Source organism: Ruegeria sp. YTSA075 (assembly GCF_059610245.1).
In genome coordinates this window covers 431,238-453,584 of the sequence record NZ_JBXWNG010000002.1, presented here as the reverse complement: position 1 = coordinate 453,584, position 22,347 = coordinate 431,238, and the positions used below count along the sequence as shown (strand labels likewise).

The 22,347-nt window shown below is 55.3% G+C and carries 20 protein-coding genes and 1 tRNA gene; 6 read left to right on the top strand and 15 right to left on the bottom strand.

Going from position 1 to position 22,347, the window contains the following annotated elements; all coding sequences use genetic code 11:
* Positions 1 to 72: 72 nt before the first annotated feature.
* From AC2FGE_RS05255 to AC2FGE_RS05225, 7 genes are all read right to left on the bottom strand, one after another.
* Positions 73 to 1,359 (bottom strand): dynamin family protein, encoded by a 1,287-nt coding sequence (locus AC2FGE_RS05255; protein ID WP_480864736.1) that lies wholly within the window; start codon positions 1,357 to 1,359, stop codon positions 73 to 75.
* On the bottom strand, positions 1,356 to 3,395 hold the full coding sequence (locus AC2FGE_RS05250) for a dynamin family protein (RefSeq protein ID WP_496818147.1): 2,040 nt from the start codon (positions 3,393 to 3,395) through the stop codon (positions 1,356 to 1,358). The genes AC2FGE_RS05255 and AC2FGE_RS05250 overlap by 4 nt, the downstream gene beginning before the upstream one ends.
* Before the next feature lie 61 nt (positions 3,396 to 3,456).
* On the bottom strand, positions 3,457 to 4,329 hold the full coding sequence (locus AC2FGE_RS05245) for a hypothetical protein (protein ID WP_496818146.1): 873 nt from the start codon (positions 4,327 to 4,329) through the stop codon (positions 3,457 to 3,459).
* A gap of 23 nt (positions 4,330 to 4,352) precedes the next feature.
* Complete coding sequence (locus AC2FGE_RS05240; RefSeq protein ID WP_496818145.1) at positions 4,353 to 4,751, bottom strand: hypothetical protein; 399 nt, start codon at positions 4,749 to 4,751, stop codon at positions 4,353 to 4,355.
* A 52-nt stretch (positions 4,752 to 4,803) separates the two neighbouring features.
* Complete coding sequence (locus AC2FGE_RS05235; protein ID WP_496818144.1) at positions 4,804 to 6,456, bottom strand: dynamin family protein; 1,653 nt, start codon at positions 6,454 to 6,456, stop codon at positions 4,804 to 4,806.
* A gap of 98 nt (positions 6,457 to 6,554) precedes the next feature.
* Positions 6,555 to 8,567: a dynamin family protein gene (locus AC2FGE_RS05230; RefSeq protein ID WP_496818143.1), complete on the bottom strand. Its 2,013-nt coding sequence runs from the start codon at positions 8,565 to 8,567 to the stop codon at positions 6,555 to 6,557.
* A 3-nt stretch (positions 8,568 to 8,570) separates the two neighbouring features.
* Positions 8,571 to 8,984: a hypothetical protein gene (locus AC2FGE_RS05225; RefSeq protein ID WP_496818142.1), complete on the bottom strand. Its 414-nt coding sequence runs from the start codon at positions 8,982 to 8,984 to the stop codon at positions 8,571 to 8,573.
* Between the two features lie 745 nt (positions 8,985 to 9,729).
* Between AC2FGE_RS05225 and AC2FGE_RS05220 the strand changes: the two genes are divergently transcribed.
* Positions 9,730 to 9,814 (top strand) — tRNA-Leu (locus AC2FGE_RS05220).
* 107 nt (positions 9,815 to 9,921) lie between these two features.
* Here the strand turns inward: AC2FGE_RS05220 and AC2FGE_RS05215 are convergent.
* Positions 9,922 to 10,269, bottom strand: coding sequence for a tyrosine-type recombinase/integrase (locus AC2FGE_RS05215; RefSeq protein WP_496818299.1), 348 nt, complete (start codon positions 10,267 to 10,269; stop codon positions 9,922 to 9,924).
* Positions 10,270 to 10,701: 432 nt separating this feature from the next.
* Between AC2FGE_RS05215 and AC2FGE_RS05210 the strand changes: the two genes are divergently transcribed.
* Positions 10,702 to 11,151, top strand: a complete 450-nt coding sequence (locus AC2FGE_RS05210; RefSeq protein ID WP_496818141.1) for a hypothetical protein — start codon at positions 10,702 to 10,704, stop codon at positions 11,149 to 11,151.
* Between the two features lie 17 nt (positions 11,152 to 11,168).
* Positions 11,169 to 11,795 carry a hypothetical protein gene (locus tag AC2FGE_RS05205; protein ID WP_496818140.1) on the top strand — a complete coding sequence of 209 codons (627 nt, stop codon included), beginning with the start codon at positions 11,169 to 11,171 and terminating at the stop codon, positions 11,793 to 11,795.
* On the opposite strand, the gene AC2FGE_RS05200 is transcribed toward AC2FGE_RS05205, so the two are convergent.
* From AC2FGE_RS05200 to AC2FGE_RS05190, 3 genes are all read right to left on the bottom strand, one after another.
* Positions 11,761 to 12,636: an autotransporter domain-containing protein gene (locus AC2FGE_RS05200; protein ID WP_496818139.1), complete on the bottom strand. Its 876-nt coding sequence runs from the start codon at positions 12,634 to 12,636 to the stop codon at positions 11,761 to 11,763. The genes AC2FGE_RS05205 and AC2FGE_RS05200 overlap by 35 nt on opposite strands.
* Before the next feature lie 507 nt (positions 12,637 to 13,143).
* Entirely contained in the window at positions 13,144 to 13,518 is a 375-nt protein-coding gene (locus AC2FGE_RS05195) for a hypothetical protein (RefSeq protein WP_496818138.1), read from the bottom strand.
* A 255-nt stretch (positions 13,519 to 13,773) separates the two neighbouring features.
* On the bottom strand, positions 13,774 to 14,313 hold the full coding sequence (locus AC2FGE_RS05190) for an RHS repeat-associated core domain-containing protein (RefSeq protein ID WP_496818137.1): 540 nt from the start codon (positions 14,311 to 14,313) through the stop codon (positions 13,774 to 13,776).
* A gap of 157 nt (positions 14,314 to 14,470) precedes the next feature.
* Here AC2FGE_RS05190 and AC2FGE_RS05185 point away from each other — a divergent pair.
* From AC2FGE_RS05185 to AC2FGE_RS05175, 3 genes are all read left to right on the top strand, one after another.
* Positions 14,471 to 15,227, top strand: a protein-coding gene (locus AC2FGE_RS05185) for an IS5 family transposase (protein WP_496818135.1) whose coding sequence is annotated in 2 segments (ribosomal slippage) — positions 14,471 to 14,802 and positions 14,801 to 15,227 — 759 coding nt in all. Because the reading frame shifts where the segments join, the coding sequence is not laid out codon by codon here.
* A gap of 182 nt (positions 15,228 to 15,409) precedes the next feature.
* Positions 15,410 to 15,853, top strand: a complete 444-nt coding sequence (locus tag AC2FGE_RS05180; RefSeq protein ID WP_496818134.1) for a helix-turn-helix domain-containing protein — start codon at positions 15,410 to 15,412, stop codon at positions 15,851 to 15,853.
* A gap of 60 nt (positions 15,854 to 15,913) precedes the next feature.
* Positions 15,914 to 16,216: a beta-barrel domain-containing protein gene (locus AC2FGE_RS05175; protein WP_496818133.1), complete on the top strand. Its 303-nt coding sequence runs from the start codon at positions 15,914 to 15,916 to the stop codon at positions 16,214 to 16,216.
* A 34-nt stretch (positions 16,217 to 16,250) separates the two neighbouring features.
* Here the strand turns inward: AC2FGE_RS05175 and AC2FGE_RS05170 are convergent, their stop codons facing one another.
* From AC2FGE_RS05170 to AC2FGE_RS05155, 4 genes are all read right to left on the bottom strand, one after another.
* A complete protein-coding gene (locus tag AC2FGE_RS05170) occupies positions 16,251 to 16,952 on the bottom strand; it encodes a response regulator transcription factor (protein WP_496818132.1) in 702 nt (233 codons plus the stop codon).
* Complete coding sequence (locus AC2FGE_RS05165) at positions 16,952 to 18,847, bottom strand: hybrid sensor histidine kinase/response regulator (RefSeq protein ID WP_496818298.1); 1,896 nt, start codon at positions 18,845 to 18,847, stop codon at positions 16,952 to 16,954. Before AC2FGE_RS05165 ends, AC2FGE_RS05170 begins: the two co-directional genes overlap by 1 nt.
* Positions 18,848 to 18,903: 56 nt before the next feature.
* The gene (locus AC2FGE_RS05160) at positions 18,904 to 20,436 is read right to left on the bottom strand and encodes a sulfatase-like hydrolase/transferase (protein WP_496818131.1); all 1,533 of its coding nucleotides are present in this window, start codon (positions 20,434 to 20,436) and stop codon (positions 18,904 to 18,906) included.
* Positions 20,437 to 20,508: 72 nt separating this feature from the next.
* Positions 20,509 to 22,344, bottom strand: a complete 1,836-nt coding sequence (locus AC2FGE_RS05155; RefSeq protein WP_496818130.1) for a carbamoyltransferase family protein — start codon at positions 22,342 to 22,344, stop codon at positions 20,509 to 20,511.
* Positions 22,345 to 22,347 lie beyond the last annotated feature (3 nt).

Genomic DNA, 22,347 nt, shown 5'->3' with positions numbered 1-22,347 from the left:
CCGAAACTGTTAAGAATCGGATTTGGGCGACAACGAATCGCTGCGATGCAGCTCAATCTTCACGGGAGTCGTTTAGGTGCCGGTTTTTGTCTGCGCCGTGACTACAGTGCTACCTGCCCAGGCCAGGTTGTCGCTCAACTGAGCCAGGATGCTGATGGCATCTTTCAGCGGTGCGTTGCCGCTTTCGAATTGCAGCAACAACAGAAGGTCTGTGGCCTTCTCGAATTCAGCCGGAATCCAGTCGGCCTCGGGGTCGATTTCGCCGCCCTGTTCCAGACGCTCGGCAAAATCCTCGACAATTTCCTGACAGCTTTGCAAGAACGTCGCTGGTTCCATATCCGCGTTTTCTCGCAGATCCTCATAGATGCTCGCGATTGCGGCAAGCCAGTCTTCTAGGATGGGATTGTTCAACGGGGGTAGAGCCGCGCCCAAGGTCGATTGCATATCCGCGTTTTCTGTTCCGGATGCTTTCGGTTCAGACTCTTTCAGAGCTTCAAGGAAAGGCAGGAACTCCTGTTCGATGTCTTTTCGCGCGGCGTCCAGATCACTTTGGCGGCGGCTTGATGCAACTTCCAGCACGTGTTCAGCCAGTGTTTGGCCACCACAGGTTTCCCACAGAGCAAAATCCGGCTCGGGTTCTTGCGCCATTGCGCGAACAGCCACGGGTGTGCCAATCGGGACAACAGCACGGAACATCCCGTCTTTTTCTTTTTTCAAACGTGCCAGAACGCGGTCGATTGCCTCTTCAACAGGCGGCAAATCTGCATGGGTCACTGCAAGCAGGCTATTCTGGCGCAGCTCAGCGGGTACCTGCGCCCACAAATGCCGTTCTGTTTCACGCCAGGCGTTTGTGCCGTTGGTGCACCAGATCGCACAATCCACGAATTTGAGCAGGTCCAGGGTCTGCTTATATGTATCGTCTAGCGCCCCCGATCCGGGCAGATCGAACAGCGAGATTTCTTTGAGCGCTGGGGTGTTCAATCCAACTGAGATAAAATCGGGCTCATCAGCGGCTGCCTTTTCCAATGCGATACCCGAGTAGGTCTTGGGCTCTTTATTCCACCAGCCCACTGTTGTTTCCGGCGTTTCGGCATAAGCAACGATGACCAAAGGCAATTTTAGATGCTGCGGACCAGTGGGCAGGATATCTGCACCAGCCAACATATTGGCAAGGCTGGATTTGCCTGCGCCGAATTCCCCTGCGAAACCGATGTTCACCGCATTCGACAGACGTTCGGCATGCGCCAATGCGCGCGCGCGCAGATCCTCTAGCGCGGCGTCCGCCTCCATCTTCTCTGTCGCGGTCAGGAAGCGTTCGAGTTGACGCACTTCCTGCTCGGTCCCTGGAAATTCAATCATTCAGCAGCCTCTGCCAGTCTGTCTTCCTGATGTCCGGTGCCAAAGATAGCCCCAAGATCATCACTGATACGGCGTGCACGGTCGAGCGCGTCCTGTGCTATCGCCTTTGCGTTGGTATCGTCTGTCCCGGCGCGATGCTGCAGATGGCCTGCCAGCAAGGCCAGATAATGATCCAACACGGTGTTAAGCCGTTCCAGCAGATCGTCACGCGCAGTGTCGATCAGATCGTCACCCATCAGCTCGAATTCCTGCGTGATCATCCGTTCCGCGCGCGAGACAACGCTGTTGCGCGAGATCAGCCTCGACAACCAGTTTACACGCAGTTCGACCGTGATGCCACGGGTTAGCGCCGTGGTGTCCGGGCGGAACCAGCGCACGGCGCTGGTGTTCATGCGATTATCCACCGGTTCCTGCCAGCCGGGTAGGGCCCGCAACGCCGCGTTGCTTTGCATGTCGATTGTGTAAAGCTCGCTCAGAACCCGTTGCCGCACCACTTGCGAGGCACCTTGAACCAGTTCCCGCATGCGATCCCTTAAAGGCGTGAAGTTCAGTTCTGTATCCCCTTTGGCCAGCAAGGGAGACTTTCCTTCAGGACCGCGCACAACAGCCGAGACGGCCTCGGAAACGGTGTCATCCATTACCCCGCGCAGATTGGACAAAACCTCGTCCATTTCATGGGTAATAGTCTGTTTCTTCTCGGCAATCAGTGCGCGCAGATCCTCAAGCGTCTTGTCGTTTTTCTCGACGCTGACAGCTGTTTCTTCTGCATCAGCCTCGAGGACTCGCAGATCAGCCTGCGACCGTTCCAGTTCGGCCTGGGCAAAGCTGTTCAGGTGTTGCCAGGCCATACGCAATTGTTCGTCATGCGGTCCTTCGATCAGGGCCTGCGTCACATGACGGCGTAGGTCTGGCAAGCCTGAGGCGATCATGGCGGCAAAACGCAACACCGCCTCGCGGCTGATCGGGCCGGGACCCTGCTTGATTTCTTTCACTCCGTCCAGATACTGCCGCATTTGTTCCGGATGCGCCCGCAGCCAGGACAACACATGGTCGTGATTCACACCTGTTTCATCACCCGTCAGCGCATAGTGTGCCCATTGCGCGCTGCCCATCAACACGTCAATGTTTGAGTTGCCCAGGGCCTGTTCCAACCCATCCAGAACATCGGCGCGCACTTTTGTCGCGTCCTCTGCGCCATCGCTGAGTTCGTCTACACGATTGATGAAAACAACGATCTGCCCAAGCTCGAGCGCTTGCATAAGGCGGAACAGTTTCAGGTCGGCACGAGAAAGCGCTTGATGCGCTGACAGAACCACCACAAAGAAATCGGATTCTTTAAGGTACTGGCGCGAGATTTCTTCGCGGATCAAGAGAGGGTCATTAACACCCGGCGTGTCTGTCACCGTCAACGGGAACGGGAAATGGCCGATGTCAAAATAGACCTCAGCCTTGCGGGTGATGTCGCTGTACAGCCCCCGGTCACTGCCGGGATCCAAAGGGCCGTCCTCGGTCGGGTCGTCGCCGGCGCAGACATACCGGGCCAGATCGTCGGAATTCAGCTGTTCCAGATCATGGTGTTGACCCAAAAGCTGTTCATAGCTGTCGCCCAGACGCCGCTGCGCGCGGGTTTTCATCGCCTCGACCTGCTCTTCGATCATTTCGCGCTTATAGCTGTCCTCGTCATCCGGGAACATGTTGCGCAACTCTTCACCTTCGGCGATCAGCGACTGCCATTGGTGGTTGTCGAAGAAATGAAATTCGGCCCCTTCGGTCCGCCCCGAAGGGTGCCCGAAATGCATATCGGTGATCACCGTGGTCCACGGGTTCACATCAGATGGCAAATATTCGGCCTGACCTGTGAAGCCATTGATAAGGCGGGATTTACCAGCCTTGATTTGTCCGACAAAGGCAATGGACGGTTTCAGATTTGAAAGATCGCCGACAATACGCGAGATGAACTGACGGGTTTCGTCATTGCTCGTCTCATTCATGTCCTCGGCTATGCGGATTAACTCACGACGATTGGACTCACTCATACTGGGTATCCTAACAACACATTACTCAAAAAATTTGGTGGTTTAAAAACATAGAAGGCAGTCATTCTTCTGCCTCCTGCAACGTGGTCCACAAGTTGACCACGGCCCCCAGTTTGCGCGCCTCGTGTACAGCGAAGGCGATGTTTTGACCGTCATTGACAACGGCCAGTCCTGCACCCTTTCCACCGGAAGGGCGCATTACGATCAGTTGGGGTAAGCCCAACCCTGTCTTGGTATCTTTGTCCCAGCCAGCCAGATCGGCTGCAAAGCGGGTCAACAAATCCTGATTGGGATGCAGTTTGGCATCTGGCGCGCAATCTTCAGCGGCCAGTACCAAGGCGCCATCCTTGGCAGCAGCTAAAACGCGCCCCAGAGCAAAGCTATCTGTCCCGTCAAAGAACGCCTGTGCCAGCGAACCATTACCATCAGCCTCTGGTGCGTCTTCCGATGTTTCCGGCACCGGCTCCTGTGTTTCCGGCACGACCGAAATTGTGGGCTCCGCGGCCAGTTCAATTGCGGCGCAGGCGGTTCGGATCTCACGCAGGGTGACACCCACGTCATCCGCTTCGAGCACGTTGTCGGGTTTCAGAGACAGCAGCTCGAGCGGGGCGGGGGCTAGGGCGATATCCGAGACAAGCTGTGCCAGGTTGTCAATCAATTCTGGACGCGGTGCCGTTTCGAAATCTGGGACGGGGCCGGACATAACGCGGAACACATCCGTCACGCGCGAACTGTTCACTTCTAGTGCAAGACAGTCGCCATTGGCAGCGGTGAATTCCAGGCGGCGTGGCAAAATCGTACTGCGGATCACGCGCAGAACCTCGGTCCGGCGCGCCTCGGGCGTGTCGCCGACAATCATCACAGACGGCGACAACCTGGCAACCGAGTTGCGCCCAATATCCTCGAGCATCGCGAGTATGTCTGTATCCATCATACCGTGATCCTCATCACTCTGGCTCAAACCGCGGCCGCAACGGGCGCGAGACTGAGATGTGATTTCGTCAACGCAAGACCCACATTCGCACTGTTGCGGCAGATATAGCAGACCACATGATCGGGGTATTCCCGCGTGCGCAGGAAGATGTTCAGCCGGTCGTTTGAAAACACCGCGATCTCGCCGAACCCATCGGCGTCAGAGTCTGTATCCGCCTCGCGCAACAATGCTTCGAAGGCGGAAACGCCGCGCCCCTGAAACAGGTTGGCCACTGCTATAGCCAGTTCATCCAGATCAATCGTGTCGTCCGACCCCTTGATGCAGGTCCCCAGCAACATCCCCGTTTCCATGTCGATATACCCGGCTGCAAGGCAGTCGGGTATTGTATCAATAGCAGCGTTCAACGCATCATAAATCGACATGTAACTAACTGTTTTACTTCGCTAATAGCCGGTTACCCGGATTTGGTTTCGATTACAAGACATGCCATTCCATCCCGCTGTTTTCGTTGGATTTGGGGATCGAACGCAACGCTTCTTTGGTTTGTTTTTCAGTATGCTCTGACGCGATTTGGTCGAATTCCTTGAGGAACGCTTGAAACACCCGCATCAGCTCACTTGGGTCATCCGGCAAGATTTCGTTCTTGGTCACCTCGGTCCACATCGCGTAAGCGCTAATCGGAGCGGAGCGATCTTCCGTCAGTGCATCCAGTTCAACCAGTTGTGGTTCGGTTGATTCTGCGGGTGCCGTGATCGGAGAGAGCTCGACCAAACCATGTGTTTCGGGTTCGGGCTCATAGTCTTCCGACGGCGCTCCCTGCTGTTCTGCCATCAGGGCTGCGATGGAAGAGGTGGAAACCTCAGCATCCCGAATGTCGGCTTCCGGCGTTTCAACTGCGGGTTCCTCAGAGGTTTCAGACGTCCCATTCAGCGTGTTGCTGAGCGATGCCAGCACATCGTCAGAGGAGGGGTCATCAGCCGCGTCCACCGAACCAACTTCGGCATCTGATACGATCAGGATGTTTTCGACCTCGTCATCAGTGTCTTCGTCATCCAGAAGGTCGTAATCATCGATTTCAGATGTCGGCTTCGGGACCGCGTCCAGTTCCAACGGATCTTTGGCGGTATCGCGAAAAAACGCGCGCAGGTCGTCATCCTGCGTCTCGGAAACCTCTGGGCTTGCCTCGGGCTCCGGGGTCATTTCGGCCCGCAAACGATCCGCCTCGGCGGGATCGATACGCGGACGTTCGTCCTCATCGGCGCGACGTTCAACACGGGCAGGTCGCACCGGGAAGCTGGTGACAACCGAGGCGTCACTCTCCGCCTCGTCCACCGGGTTCACCAGCTTGAGCGGTGCGGGTGTCTCGGCATTCGGTCGCGAGGCATTGGAGGCCTCAGAGTTTCTTGCAGGCCGCAAGGGCTGTATCTTGGTTTCGCCTGACAGGCCTTTGTCGATCTGATACCGCGCAAGTTGGTCGGCCCGGGCATCCATGATATTCTCGGTGATCTCCAGGAAGCTGTCGATCATCTTGCCGCCACCGCTACGCGCCCACATCTCGGCATCACCGGTCTTGTCGCGGGCCTCAATCGCATCGCGGGCCGAGAACAAGATCGAGCGATTAAACAGATGGCCCGCCTCGCGATTTACGCGGCGCAGCACCTTTTGCCGGTCTTTCTGACCCAGCGCATCCGCGCGGGTGACCAACAGCAATGAGTTGTGTTGCAGCCGTTCCGGCAAGGAGACCCAGGTTGCACGCTCGGTTTCGCGCCAGGCTTGCGTCGCATGGGTACACCATAAAACGCCATTGGCCTGACCAACCGCACGCTGCCAGACATCGGTTGAAATTTTCGGATCGGAAATACCGGGTGTGTCGATCAGATCGACCGCTTCCAGAATATCGGCCTCAAGAAAAATGCGAATGAACTGCGCATCGTTCACGCCCACGGATTCAAGCTGGTCCAGATCGATCAGTTCTTTACTGCCATCATGGCGCTTCACATAGGCTGACTGATTGCCCCAACTGAACCAGACGGGCGGCAATTGCGTCGCCGTGACTTGTGTTGGCAGCGTATGGGTGCGCAACAGAAAGTTCATCAGGGTGGATTTCCCGGCGCTGAATTCACCCATAAGGGCGAAAACGGGCTTCCGGCGTGACCAGTGCTCAATCCGTTCCCATGCCCGGGGAGAAACGAAACGGTTTTGTGTGTCTTTTGCCATTTTTCTACTTACGCCGCTTCGTTGCTAAGGTTTTTTAGGATGTCGCCCAGAATTTCGTCGCGCGACTTCTGCAACTGCAGATTCGCCGCCATAGAAGGAGCTTGGTTGCCACCTTTTTCGGCCGAGGCCGAGATGTTCAGCAATGTCTCTTTCTGTTCGCGCATAAAATCAGACAGCCCGGCACGGACGTTTTCCAGAACCGCTGCGACCTGATTTTCCTCGATGTCCTTGGTGATCGAATTCGCCTCGGTCGCGATCAGCCTCGTGTAGTCAGCGGCATAGGCTTCGAATCCTTTGCGCTTTTGCCACCATCTGCGCCACCATGTGCTTTGCAAGTCCAATGCGATGGTGCGCCCGATTCCCAAGGGGGGCGGGACGCGCGGCACAATGGGCGCTTCGATGCTGAATTCACCCAGATGGTTGCCTAGAAGCTTATGATAAAGCGCTTCGACATCCGCCGCTGCCGAAGCATAAAGCGCGCCCGCCTCTTTCTTCATCGACCGGGCAAAGCTGAAATAGGCGGCCTTTTGCAAAGTCCGTAGACCCGCGGGATCATATTGCCAGGTGCCTTCTTCCCCATTCATTTCAAGATGCGCAATCAGCGAATCCGTTGCACGTTTGACAAAATTGGCTTCGGCCGAATTCAAGCGCTCAATCACCTTGTCGCGTAACGCGGCGGTCAGCTCAGCGGCTTTCTTGTCGTATTCATCGGAGACGGTGGAGATCGCCTCTTCCGGGGATGCGCCGCCCAGATCGCGGACAACACCTTCGTTGCCGGACAGGGTTTTCGCAACGGCCGTTGCGCGAATCTGGCTTGCAATATTGCGTGCACGATGGCGGACGCGATCCACTAGCCGCGCGCCTGCGCCATCGGCAATCCGTTCGTTCATCGCCAGCAGCAAATCAGGAAGCCCGGAGAGCGCCCAGATTTTATCCAAAGACGCTGCTTGATCGCCAAAACCGGCAGCCAGATAGAAGGTGTTCAGCACCTTGCGGGATTCATCGGTCAGGATGTCTGGATTCCCGGTCAGAGCGGCTTCGGCCCACAGGGCACTGCCAAACACGATGCTGGTATTTGCATCGATATTGTTCTGCTTCAGGGTTTCCTGAATGCGATCACGTATTTCCGGGACCTGATTGACCGGATCAGCCAGTTCATCAATCCGGTTCACGAACAAAACGATCTGCCGGTTTTCGAACTGCGCGATGATCCGCATCAGCGCCATGTCCATCGTGGTCAGCGCCTGGCTTGCGGCCAGTACCACGACACAAACTTCGGATCCACGCAGGCTGCGCAGGGTGATCTGCTCACGCACCATGAAGGTATCGTTCACACCGGGCGTATCACACAGCTTCAGCGAGATCGGATATTGCGGTATGTCCATGTACAGTTCTGCAGATTTTGTCACATCCGCAAAACGGCCGGTTTTGGGGTCGATATCCGGGTCGTCTTCGTCACCCAGACAGACATAGCGCTGAATCAGCTCTTCGTCGAAATAGTCGTATTGGTGGCTTTGCCCCAGGATCAGATCAAAATGCTTGCCCAGTCGTTCCTCTGATTTGGCTTTCATTTCAGCGACCTGACGGCGGATGTCTTCCATCTCATCATCTGCACCGGCGCGATTGGCCAGTTCACCAAGACGTCCACCGCCAACCATCAGGTTGTCCCATTCTTCTTGCTCGAAGAAGGTAAACTTGGACCGCGTATCGCCCGGTGTCCGGGTGTTGATGTTCAGCGTGGTTACAACCGAGGTCCACGGGTTCACATCCGAAGGCAGCAGGGCAGGGCGACCAGCCAGAATATTCACAAGCGATGATTTGCCCGCTTTGACCTGCCCAACCATGGTGATGCTGGCAGAGAAATTCTCGATCCGCGTTTTTAACGTCGCAAGTCGGGCCGTTGACCGCGCATCGGCCACTTCTGTCAATTGGTCGATCTGAGCCGTTAATAACGACATTGCCGACGTCATCGGGGCAAGTGCCTCGTTTCCGACAGACAAAAGGTGGTCGTTGCGCGCCATGTGTTAGCCTCCGGTGCCAGTCGCAGCGATTTGCGGAGCCTGCGAAACGCGGCCTGCGGGCATGTTGGTCAGGGTGTCGATACGGGCGATCAGATCCAGGGCATTGCCCAGAATTTCTGCCTCGTCCCGAGGAGAGATGGTTTCATACGCATGGGAATCAGCCAACACCTCAATTGCGCGGAAGCGATCACCATTTTCGAGGCAGGCCAAACGCCGGCCGGTTGGAAACCCGTCCGATTTTACTGCGGGCAGGGGCATACGTGCGTTTGCTAACAGGTAGTGTTCACCCGAATGGGTGCGAAGGGAGATACCGAAGCCTGTATCGGGATAATCCCGGTTCAGAGACTTCAGCTCACCGATGAAGCTTTCGCGAGCGAAGAAAACAGCCTCTTGCTCGGCAGCGGCGGAGTTATTCATGCTGGTCACATCAAAGACCCTTGTTACTGGAGTTGAGCGGAAGACTCGTACAGGTGCCAAAATGGCGAAAAAGGACTCATTAACTCCTTTGACCAAGAAGCCCGGCCAAGGCGGTGTTATTTTGACGCGAATAAGATATTTTGGTGCTTGAATTGTGGCGTAAATATGAAGTGACGTGCATAGGAATGCCTCAACCTTGAGGCGAATGGTTAACGGGCACGTAGTGTTTTGTGGTTTGAATATTGCGCAGGTGCCGTGCGGTGGGCAATTGCCAAACAACCCATTGCGGTCTTCGCAAATCCGTAAATGCCTTGTATCTATACAAAGTTCAGGTGCGGCTAGTGCTGTTCTGCGAGGTATTTGGATTTGGGCTGATTGCGCAAACGCAGAAAACTTGAACCGACGAAGTCAGCTGAATTTGTTTTGCACACCATGGTCCGATCGATACAACGTAAGCGCGTTTTTCCTGTTGGTTGAAAAATAGCGATCCGATCAGGTGAATTGGCACCGGAGATCTGGGTCTCGGGTGGCGCAAATCTAAGGATGACAAACCAGCCTTCCAGTACCCATAGGATATGAACGGAAATATCCCGAGGCTGATGCCTTTCTGGCGAGTTGGCCCAAGGGTTTCTAAAACGCGTGGGGTCTCTTGATCAAAATCTTGGGTTGGGGTGAATTTTACCTCTCGCGCTCCGTAGGAAGCTTTGCTATTGAGCGCTCCAGTCCGGCACAAATGTGCCCGGTTGCGGGTGTGGCGAAATTGGTAGACGCACCAGATTTAGGTTCTGGCGCCGCAAGGCGTGGGGGTTCAAGTCCCTCCACCCGCACCATTTTGATTTAACTAGATTTTCTTCCATTTTGCTCTTCTGGCCTCTTGGTCTGAATTGTCGAGTTTCGCACTCAGTTTCGCACTTTCACGTTCTGTTTCTGTTTCGTTTTACCTCTCCCTCTTTTCTTGAGCACGTCTTGAGTTTGCCTTTTGATTTGCTTGAGCGCGGTATTTCTGGACCATCGCCAATGTCTTGTGTCCGGTGACGGATTGGATTTCTGCGTCGGTGCAACCCGCGTTAGCCAAGAGGCGCGCGGCTGTATAGCGCCATCCATGTGGTACGAGACGATTCTCCCCTCGCATAATCCCAATAGCCGTCCGAACGTCCTCTATTGCTTTTTGCACGCCACGTTTGCCGATGGGTTGGGTGAGGTTTACCCCCTTCGACAGGCACAGCCACGTGCGAATGCTGGATAAGGTATCTGCCTGTCGCGGGGTGATCGAGCACCACCGCACGATAGTCAACTGTCTCACCGGTTCTTTGATGCACGATGCCAGCCTGATACCGTGCAGCTTCTTTAAGCATTTCAGCCATTGCGAATCTCCTACGGTTAAATCCGGCCAGCGAAAGGGGAGGTGCACTCACACACCGATTTGTGCAACAAAGCCGGACGCACTCGGAAGGTTCTAGATTGTTCCTTTCCGGCGTACCACTATAAATTTAACATAATCTATATTATGCGACTTTTTCTGCCCTAACGTGAAAGGGAAGAAAATGCGAAACTTTATTGTTCAAGAAATGCTGAAACCCGGCATTCATCGACTTGGCACGGCTGCGGGGTCGTTCATTGCCAGCGTTAGCACTTATGCTGGGCAAGAACAAGTCACGGCAGCTATTGTGCTATTGCTCGGTGTTGGTGCCGATCTGCTTTCGCGAAAGCTCCTGTAATGGGTATCTTTAGCGCGTTAATAGGCGGATTGTTCGGAAAGCGTAACAGCGATAAAAACGCAGATTCTACGGTTCGGGCCCAACAGCTAGCTAACGATCAAGCAAATCAATCCGCTTCGGATGCTTGGAAGCGTCAGCGTCAATGGGTCATGGATTTCCCGTGGTTAACGCGCAATGCGGGACAAAACTCAGGGTTTAACCCCCTGACATTGTTGCGGGGAGCAAGTGGAACCGGCGGTGTACCGCAAGCTTCGACCCCTGCCCCGCCCCTGTCCAGAGCAGGTGAACTGATCGGGCAGGGTATCGGCGGTACGATAGATACGCTTTTTAATGGAAAGCAACGCCAAATCGATGCGGAACGCGAGAAATTGCAGGCCGAGATCATGCGAGAGGAATTGAAAAACCTTCAAAGCAACAATAGGTTGATCAAGCGGAATAACTTTGGCTAGAGGCGCATTTTATCCCAATGTTGGCGGCGGAACGGTTTAGCAATTCGCTAGATGCGTTCAATCGCTCATGGGAAGAGCAACCGCCAGATAATCAAGGCGGCGCCCCTGTCCCGTTCTTTAAGCCATGGAACTTTGATCAAGCGGCAGAAATCGTTCAGGCGCTCGGCCTGCACGGCAAGCAAGGTCAACCGATGACCAATGATTTCATCATTGAGGCATACAATGTCCTTGTTAATTGGATGCGAGCATCCCGGTCAGAGAAAATCACCAAACGGGAACTGACCGATACCACCTTGGCAGAAGCATTCTGGAAGCACGATGTCATGTCACATGTCGTGCCTAGCTTCGAGCAAGCGATGATAGATGCCGAGGTGCCGCTTACCTTCTCGAATAGCACGGCACCCGTGACAGGTCTCGGAGTCCTGGCTACGGCAGCGCAGAACGCACATTATGGTCATCACGCAAATATTCTCTCTTTGGAAACCGAAGGGTTCACCAATAACCCACAGGCGTGGGTTGAGAATGAACACAACAATGCAGGCGTTATTATTGAGCGCGATCCAAATACGGGATTGCCGCTCATATTGGCAGATCTTGGCGGGAAAGGCCTTAAAACCGGAGCTCATAACCGATGTTCCAACTGACGTTATGGTCGCCTGAATTGCTGCCCAATCCGGTTTCATCGGTGATTTCACCATAGAGCTGCGAGTGATCTGACAGAGCGGCAATGCCACCTATGCTCATGGCTGCGCTGTCCTCGCCATACGCCACCGATGGTTCATTGCCGAACCCCTGGTAGAGGTCGATTTGACCATAAAGCAGCGAGTTATCTGCAAAGCTACGTTCAGCACGCAGTCCTAACCGAGCCGTCAATGCGTCATCATCCGCCAAGGAGCCGATCCGCGCAACCGCAGCCCGATCTGCGACATTGTCCAAGTTGATATCGCTGTACATGACCTGCACTTGTGGGGTCAGCGTCCATTCATTCTGCAGCGTGAACGACTTACCGAGTTCAACAGATATCTGATAGCCACTGCCGTCGACATCCAATGCATCCTGGCCATTCAAACCGATGCTGCTGTCGAATTCCCCATACCGAAACTGCCCGTCGATATAGAACTGGCTGTCCGCAACCCAAAGCGCGCTCAGGGTGGTGTCGAAGGCGTTGGCTGAAACATTGGCATTGGCCAAGCGAGAGTTGACGCTCGATGTCAGGCTGCTTGTACCAACCTCCAACCCGCCAAACAGCTGTCCGCCTGCGACCTCGCCAGAAAGAATGTCCTGATCATATCGTTGCTCATCGCTATACGTGGATACACTGCGATCGGCATTTACATCGACGTAGTTGCGGGCTTGCGAAACAGATGAGCGGACATCCGGTGCAAAGTTGATTTGGCCGTGATCACTCAATGGGCCAGCCATCGACGTTCCGGCGCTTATGGCAAGTGCAATGACCGTAGCCGTTGTGATCATTACCTTTTTCATCTTTGACCGCCTTTCAACTGAGCGTGATTGTTACGCTGTGTGTGCAATCAATGTGATGCGCTGCTGGTCAAATTGATTGCGCTGGCGGGTCAAGGTTTTGAGAAAACGCATCAATTGAACGCCCGATTCCGCGTATCTTGCAGCCGGGCGTTCTTTGTCAGGCAAATGTCGGCTTGGCGCGTGTGATGGCAAAGCCTATGGTCAGTGCGTGACGCAAGAAGCGGAAGGTCTCAGATACGGCTTCGCCATCCTTGCCTTTGGCACCCAACGCGAACTCTTTCTCAATAGCTTTAAGCCGTTTGAATTCAGCCCAGTATCTGAGTATTGCGCGGCTGCGCGGATAGTCTGGCTCGTACCAGCATTGATTTCAGCGCATTCTTTCCTCAGCGAGAATATGCTGACCTGTTGGTGTTCAGAGACGAGTACTACCAAGCCCCGACGTTGGCAGCCGGGGCATGGCATTGAGTTGATAGCACATCGCGTTTTCATAGGGCATCCATGCCTGGATCAACACGATCCTGCCGCGTCCGAGTGCAATTCACAGATCCTGTTATTTAGTAAGCTTGAGTAGTCGCCATAGAACATAGTTTCATCTATGTGCACATCCGAATCCATACCAAAAATCAAGGTCATAGAACCATCTTCATCCATCTCGATGACTTCAAATTCGGGCAAGTACGTGCTTGGGCTTGAACCAACCATTTGAGTCGTACCTTTGTACTTATCTGCATTCTTGGCGACATTCCCGATTTGGGTATTTGTTGAGATACTGTGCTTTGCAATCCCACGCTGACCGTGGCCGAACGATGGGCTGGCCATGGACGCTCCGGCACTCATAACAAGCGCGAACACTGTGGCGGCTGTGATCATTACCTTTTGCATATCTTAGTTCCTTTCAGTTGAGCTTATTTGAAGCACTGCATGTGCACTCAACTTGGCAGTCCGCCGCACAAATTTATTGCGCCTGTACGCCAAGTTTTTGCGAAACGACATCAAGTGCACGCCCATTTGCAGCATCGCCCGAAACGGGCAAGCCTCATTCGACTCCGCATTGGTTTCGCGACATCCCCCTTGCAAAACGGACTCGGTGCAAGTCGATTTTGCGCAACAAGGTCGACGTCAAGGCAAGACGCAGCATCAGTTATTTTGGGCTCCCCGTGGCGGTTTCGGAAGTGCATTTGCCGTACCTTTCTTCCCGCCCGTCAGACAATCGAACCCATCCGCCGCCGCATCCGCATAGTTCCCGTGCGCCGCGTTGACCCCAGCAGACGCGCAGGACAGCGCCTGATTGATCCGAGCAGCCAGATTGGCGGTGCCTGCAGCGACGCTCCCGATCACGCCTTTGCGAATGGCCTGTTCGCCCTTCTTTTGCACTTGGGCTTCGCTGTTTGATGTCAACCCACTCGGATCGGTCCAGTTGTACGGATCGTTGCTGACATAGGCGTAGAGGTTCAGGTCCCCCGCCGCGAACCCTATCGGGTCGCGTTGCAGGAACTGCCCCGTCGCCGGATCGTAATGCCGCGCGCGGTAGTAGATCAGGCGGGTTTCATAATCCTGCTTGCGACCTGTGTAGCCATAGCGCTGCTCGATGGTGGTGACGGTCTGGCTCTGCACGCCAAAGGCGTCATAGTCATAATCGGCAGCAACCGCCCCGGTCGACAGCGAGACCGCCGTCAAGATCGAGCCCAAACGGTTGGCAAACAGCCCATAGGCCGAGCCAGAGCCTGCGTCGGTGGTCCCTGCGTAGCTTTCGAACTCTAGGTTCCGGACCTATTAATTTGGTTGTCGCCATCCCGCCTGCGTGATTCATACCCGCGAGTTTCAGGGGTATAACATGAGCAATTTATTCTGGTTGACCGACGAGCAGATGTCGCGGCTTCGGCCTTACTTTCCAAAGAGCCACGGCAAGCCGAGCGTTGACGACCGGCGTGTACTGAGCGGGATTATTTTCATCAACCGCAATGGGTTACGTTGGTCGGATGCGCCTCGCGAATATGGGCCGCCAAAGACGCTGTACAACCGGTGGAAGTGGTGGAGCGATATGGGTGTGTTCGCTCGGATCATGACCGGGCTGGCTGCGCAGGGAACCGATCATAAGACCATCATGATCGACGCAACCTACCTCAAAGCGCACCGCACGGCCTCCAGCCTGCGGTTGAAAAAGGGGGCGTGGCAGGCTGATCGGACGCACCAAGGGTGGCATGAATACGAAACTGCATGCCGTTACCGACAGTCTCGGACGCCCCATCCGCTTTTTCATATCCGCAGAGCAGGTCAGCGATTATATGGGGGCCAGAGCTTTGGTGAATAGGCTGCCATCGGCTGACTGGCTGCTGGGAGATCGAGGCTATGACGCAGACTGGTTCCGTGAAGCCCTTAATGGCAGGGGAATAAAGCCCTGTATCCCAGGTCGAAAGTCACGCGACAAGCCTGTCCGATACGACAAGCGCCGCTACAAACGACGCAACCACATTGAGATAATGTTCGGACGCCTGAAGGATTGGCGGCGCGTCGCCACCCGATATGACAGATGCCCGAAGGTATTCCTCTCGGCCATCGCTCTCGATGCTACAGTCCTATTCTGGCTGTAAATCAATGAGTCGGGAGCCTAAGGTCATTGACTTTTTGAACCAATGGAGGACGGCATATTGAGGATATCAGAAGAGAACCCGACCGTCCCATTTTCTCTTTAAAGCGTTTCGGTTTGAACCTGAATCGCGTGGGATTCACATGAGGGCCGATTTGTGATTCATCCTGTTTGGGAGGATGGATTATGTCAGCACCTTTGCCATTGGCGCTTCGGGCGTCGTTTCTGAGATACATTGAAGAAGGGTTAAGCGGGCGTGCGGCCGCGTTGCGTCTGAAGGTATCACCCGCCACGGGTGCTCGGTGGGCACGACAGGTGCGAACCAAGGGTCATGTAGAACCGACACCCCAGGGTCCGCCACGCGGCAAGGGGAAGCTGGCACCGCATCAGGCTTTCCTTGAAGAGCTGGCCGCACAGGACCCCGACATCACGCTCTTTGAGTTGCGCGATGCGCTGGCCGATGCAGAGGGCGTGCGTGTGCACCATTCTTCCATCGCCAACCAGCTGTCCCGGCTCGGGTTCACGTGCAAAAAAGTCGCTGGTCGCCACCGAACGCCGTCGCGCGAAGGTAAAGCAGCAGCGCGCCGATTGGTTCAGGCACCGGCTTCCTGCCATTGCCGCCCTGCCTGAGCGTGTTGTCTTTATTGACGAAACGGCCGTGAAGACGAACTTGACCCGGCTATCGCCTTCTTGCGTGCGGGCCAGCCGGTAAAGGTGAAGATCACAGCCTATGACTTTGCTCGTTATGGTGGGTTGGACGGTGAAATCCTGCGCATCGGCGCAGATACCATCACCCGGTCTGAGCGAAATGATGAAGAGGTGTTCGTCGTTGAGATTCGCACTAGCAATACCATGCTCGACGGGCAAGGAATTGCCGTTGAAATCATTCCAGGTATGATCGCAGAGGTGGATATTTTATCCGGCAAGAAGTCGGTGCTGGACTATATCCTACAGCCCGTTGTGAAGATCAAAGACCAGGCCTTACGAGAGTAGCGGGGGCTACCCGATCGGCCAACCAGTGTGCAGCCTATTTCCAAGCGACATCGCCAAGAAAGATGTAGCCCGCCCCGTATATCGTCTTGATCAAGCGCGGGTTTTTGGGGTCCTCACCAAGCTTGGTTCGTAGCCTTGAGATGCGCACATCCATGGCGCGGTCAAAGCTGTCCCCAGCTGCGCCACCCAGAGAATCCTGCATTTGTGCACGGCTGATCAGGCGTTTGGGGCTTTCCAGAAACAGGCGTAAAACCTCTCCTTCGGCGTGGCTGAATGGTATTTCGGCCCCGGATTTGTCCTTCAGAAGATACCGATCAAAATATGCTGCCCACCCGTTAAACTCGGCAATATTGGTGTTCGAGGTTTGACTTCGCGGCGTGCGTAACCGCGCGCGAATACGTGCCACAACCTCTGTTGGATCAAAGGGTTTGGTGATGTAGTCATCCGCTCCCAATTCCAGCCCGGTCACGCGATCCTGAACTTGCGCGCGGCCCGACACAATGATCACGGCCGCACCTTGTTCCAGTGCCAATCGATGCACCAAGGCCAGGCCATCCGTATCCGGCAGGGAAAGATCCACCAAGCAGACGTCAGGTGTTATCTGGTTCAGCGCGGCCTCGAATTCGCGGGCTCGGGAATAGCTTTGGGTGCGGAACCCAGCCTCTTCCAAAGCATATGTCAGGATGTGCCGAATCTCAGGTTCATCATCCAATATGGTTACCAACGGCTGGGTCATCAGGCGGCCTCGGTTCGGACAAGGGCGGATAACTGTGCCTTGGAAAATGGTTTGCTCAGTACGGGTGCCATGGCCAATGCCTGTCGGTGCAGAGGATCGGTATATGGTAATGATGTCATCAGTATACAGGGCAAGCGAGATTTGAGTTGAGATAACAGATCAAGCCCCGTCGCCGTGCCTTCAAGTCGAATGTCGGACAGCACCATGACAATCCCTTCAACGTTCTCGGTCAGAGCCAGAGCCTCATCTGTAGATGTTGCCTCGATTACCGAAAAACCGAGGTCGATCAGCATGTCCCGGAATTGGCCGCGCAGATCGTCGCTGTCTTCAACCAATAGCACAAGCCCCTCTTGCGCGGGTGGCGCGGGGCGGTAGGGCAAGCGCAAAATCACCGATGCGCCTGAGGGTGTATTGCGCAGGTTCAGGTCACCACCTGCCAGCTTCACGGTGTCATATACCATCGGCAAACCAAGGCCCGATCCATCGCTGCCTTTCGTTGTGAAAAAGGGGTTCAAAGCCTTCTCCAATGCCTCAGACGAAAAGCCAGAACCGGTATCGGAAACTGTGATTTCGATCCAGATATCGCCGATTGCATGTGCGCTGATCGTCACCTGCCCGGTTGTGCCACAGGCATCACGCGCGTTCAGAACAAGGTTCAACAGCGCATCCTGAAGCATCCCTGGATCAAGCATAAGCGCCTGATCCGGCAAAGTATTCACGACCGATAGCCCAACGCCACGCGGCAAAGACGGGGTGGCCACAAGCCGCAAGTCCTCGAGCAAGCGGCGCAGATCGGTGGCTTTCGGCTGAGGTGTTCGATGGCCTGTCATATCAGCAATTCGGTTCAACAACTGCCCACCCCGCCGCGCTGTTTTTTGGGTCGCTGCGATCAGCGCATGGGCGTCGTCGGGTAACTCCATCTTGTCGAGCTGGGATTGCATGCCCAGGATAATTGTCAGCAGATTGGAAAAATCATGCGCCAGGCCATTTGTCATCTGTGCAGCCATTTCACGGCGGCGGGTTTGTTGCAGGGCGACACGGGCCTGGGTTTCTTCGGTGATATCCACTGACATCACATAAACGCCCCCTGCCCCGTCCGGTGTGAAAGACACGCGGATGCGGCGCGAATCCTGATCCTCGGTGAATTCAAACACGGATGTTTTTCCGTTATAGGCATTTTGCAGATGATCACTGACCCGGGCAAAGGCGCTTGCCCCCAAAGCCTCGGATATGTGAAGGCCCAAAATCTCGGATGGCCGCCCTGGCATGACAGAGCTGAGCCGCCGGTTTGAATAATCATATCGCCCCTCGCTGTTCAGGTGTGCGATATGGGCCGGCATCATCTCAGTCGTCAGACGGGTGCGGGCCTCAATCTCGGTTAGCTCACGTTTGGCTTCTTCCAGCGCGGTGATGGTAGCGGCCAGTTGCCGGTTGGTGGTCGAAAGCTCTTCGGCATGAGTGAGCAACTGACCTGACAATTCCTCGGACCGCGCGCGCAGCAGGTTTTCGGCACGTTTTGCGCTGGTGATATCCGTATAGACCGCCACCCAACCGCCCTGAGGCAGCGGTGCGCCTTCGATCGAGACTACCTGACCATTTGCGCGCTTGCGTTCCATATAGTGGGGCTCGAACGCCAGTGCCTGTTCGACGCGCAGATCGACCATGTCTTCGACACTGCCCTCATCACCGTACTCTCCACGGCTCGCCAGAAAATAGATCGTGTCCCGAAACAAGGCGCCGGGTTGCACCAATGCATCGGGAAGGTCGAACATTTCTTGAAACCGCCGATTGCTAAGGACCAAGCGCAACTGGCTGTCATAGATGGAAAGCGCCTGGCCGATCAGATTCAGCCCGGCGGTTGTCATCGCCTTTATCCGTTGTTCGGTGATGCGCAAATCCACCCTCCCCTATCCTACCCGTAGCACCTGATGAACAGCAGGTGTAGAGGGGATCAATGCCGTGTGCGCATCTTGGGCCCATCGGGCGTATTGGAATGCAGTGACAGCGTATGGTCCATGTTCCGCATCCGATGGCGCAACATCTGCCTACACAGGTGTGCAAGGTCAGCGGCATAGGCGGGGTCTTCTGCCACGTTCTCAAACTCGCCTTTTCCTTGATGATCGAACAAAAGCGGCGGCAGATCGGCTGCAAATTCGACCAGTGTAAAGCGATCATCGCGCAGGATACCCAGACAGGAATCGCTGTTTCCGGTGCCAAGACGTTGTTGCCATAGGGTCGGGTTTTCAGGCTCGGAAAAATCTAGTTCGCTGAACGAATAATCCCGCCAATCTTCAGGCGCCTCACCCCGTAGCAGCGGGATCAGAGACCGCCCATCCATTTCATTTGGGATTGGTTGCCCCGCCCAATGGAGGATCGTTGGTGTGATGTCGATGGATTCTGTCGGTACAGTGATTTCGACACCTGCCTGGGCCTGGTTGCCGGGCATCCGGATCATCAGCGGTGTATGGTAGGCTGCATCATAGACCGTCATCTTGCCCCAGCTGTGACGGTCGCCCAGCATTTCGCCATGATCGGCGGTGATAACGATCAGCGTGTCGTCATACTGCCCACTGTCTTTAAGATACTGAACAACGCGGCCGATGTGATGGTCGACCTCGGTGGCCAGCCCGAAGTAGATCGACCGCAAGGTCTGTATGTTCTTGTCCGTCGGTGCGATGTCGTCAAAGCCGTGAACGAAATCGGTAGGTGTCGGAAAGTCCAACATAGGACCAAAGAACGGGTGATGTGCTTTTTCGGCTTCGGGCGTCTTGAACCGCTTTGGCAGAGGTAAAGTGTCAGGGTCATACATCCGATTGTAGGGTGCCGGGGCGACAAGCGGTGGATGCGGGCGGATGTAGGTTAGATGCGCAAACCAGTTCTGATTTTGGTAAGGCGCGATGCCGTCCAAAAAAGCGTCGGTCAGAAAGGCGGTATCGCTGTCCTCAGCACGATAGAGCGCAGGGTCATTCAGCTTTAGCGCCTCCCCAGAGGGCGAGACCGGTTTATAGACATCCATATAGGTGTCGAACGCATAGCCCTGTTTCATCAGATGCGCCCGCCAGGGATAGGATTCCTCCAGCCGCATCTCGACGACTTCAAGAAACCCTTCCATTGATTGCTCATAGGATTTTAGCACCGGGTCGTTTGCATCATGAACCCGCGGGTCTGCCGAGGTGTCTGTGTAGCCAAACAGCATTGGCATATAGCCTGCTTTGCGCATCTCGGTGGCGATGTTGGGAATGTCGTGCCGCAATGGGGTGCCATTGCGGACAGATCGATGGTTCATCGCATATTGCCCGGTCAGCAATGAAGCGCGCGATGGGCCACAGGGATTTGTCACCGAATAGTGACGTTTGAACGTCACAGAAACATCCATGAACGCGCGCAGATGGGGTAGATCAACATGATCCGCCAACGCACCGAACAGACAATCCGCCCGCAGCTGATCAATGATAATGAACAGAACTTTTCCGGCCTGGCCCATGTCGCGCACTCCGAATCCGCACCCGAGTTTCAGGTGCGGACTGTGTCGCGGAACGGCTAGCCTCGCAAGGGTTTAGTCCAGCTCGTACTTGGTCTCGTAGTTTTCCTTAAGCGCGGGGTCCTGATCTTCTTTGCGCAACAGGCAGTTGCCGATCGACAAGACCTCGATATCGGTGCCCATGAAACAGCGGAACGCATCGGTGGGCGTGCAGACAATTGGCTCACCCCGCACGTTGAACGAGGTGTTCACCACCAGAGAGCAACCCGTCAGGTCTTTGAACTTTGAGATCAGCGCGTGATACGCTGGGTTCGTGTCTTCATGCACCGTTTGGATACGGGCCGAATAGTCCACATGCGTCACAGCCGGAATATCCGACCGTTTGACGTTCAGCTTGTCGATGCCAAACAGGGCATTTTCCTCATCCGTCATCTTACGGCGGATTTTGTCCTGAACATCGGCCACGATCAGCATATAGGGGCTGTCGCCATCCAGCTCGAACCAGTCGGCTACGTCTTCGCGCAAAACAGATGGCGCAAATGGGCGGAAGCTTTCGCGGTATTTGACCTTCAGGTTCAAGGTCTTCTGCATCGACTCGGATCGTGGATCGCCCAGGATTGAGCGCGCGCCCAAGGCACGTGGTCCGAATTCCATGCGCCCCTGGAACCAACCGACGGCTTTGCCATCCGCCAATGCTTGCGCCGTCTGATTGACCAACTCACCGTTTTCATAGGTGGTGAACTTAGCGCCTGCGCGGCTCAGTTCTGCGGAAATTGCGTGATCTTCGTAACGCGGGCCAAGGTAGGAGCCTTGCATCTGATCGCCCGATGTGGCTGCACGCGGATTGCCCAGCTCCTGGTGCCAGGCTGCATAGGCCGCCCCCAGTGCCCCGCCGGCATCACCGGCAGCAGGCTGCACCCAGACATTGTCAAACGCGCCATCGCGCAGGATTTTGCCATTGGCCACACAGTTCAACGCCACGCCACCTGCCATACACAGATTTCGGATGCCGTGTTCCTGCGCCAGATTGCGGGTGATGCGCAGCATGATCTCTTCGGTCACGGCCTGCACGGATGCGGCGATGTCCATATGGAACTGCGTCAGCTGGTCGGTTTCAGGCTTGCGCACCGGTTGGCCGAACAGATCCTCCAGCGCCTTGTTGGTCATGGTCAGACCGGCCGTATAGTTGAAATACTTCTGATTGAGGCGGAATGAGCCGTCCTCTTTCAAATCAACCAGGTGCTCAAGGATCAGGTCCTTGAATTGCGGCACGCCGTAAGGGGCCAAACCCATGACCTTGTACTCACCGGAATTCACCTTGAAGCCGGTGTAGTAGGTGAAAGCAGAATAGAGCAGGCCCAGCGAGTGCGGGAAATGCAGCTCTTTGACCATGGTCAGCTCGCTCCCGCGCCCGATCCCGACGGTCGTGGTGGCCCATTCGCCAACACCATCCACCGTCAGTACAATCGCTTCGTCGAAGGGAGACGGATAGTAGGCGCTGGCCGCGTGGCTGACGTGGTGTTCCGAGAACAAAATCTTGTCGACGGTGAAATCGGGATCGATCTTGCGAAGCTGTTTGTTCAACAGATCTTTCAGAAACAGTTTTTCCCGCAGCCAGACCGGCATCGCCATTCGGAACGAGTTGAAACCGCGTGGCGCCACCGCAATGTAGGTTTCGATCAGGCGTTCAAATTTTAGAAACGGTTTGTCGTAGAAGACAACATTGTCCACGTCGGCTAGGGTGATCCCTGATTCGGCCAGAACGTATTCAATCGCCTTTTCCGGGAATCCGGGGTCGTGTTTCTTGCGGGTAAAGCGTTCTTCTTGCGCGGCGGCAATGATCTTGCCGTCGCGCAGCAGTGCTGCGGCGCTGTCATGATACAGCGCGGAAATGCCCAAAATGTACGTCATGGA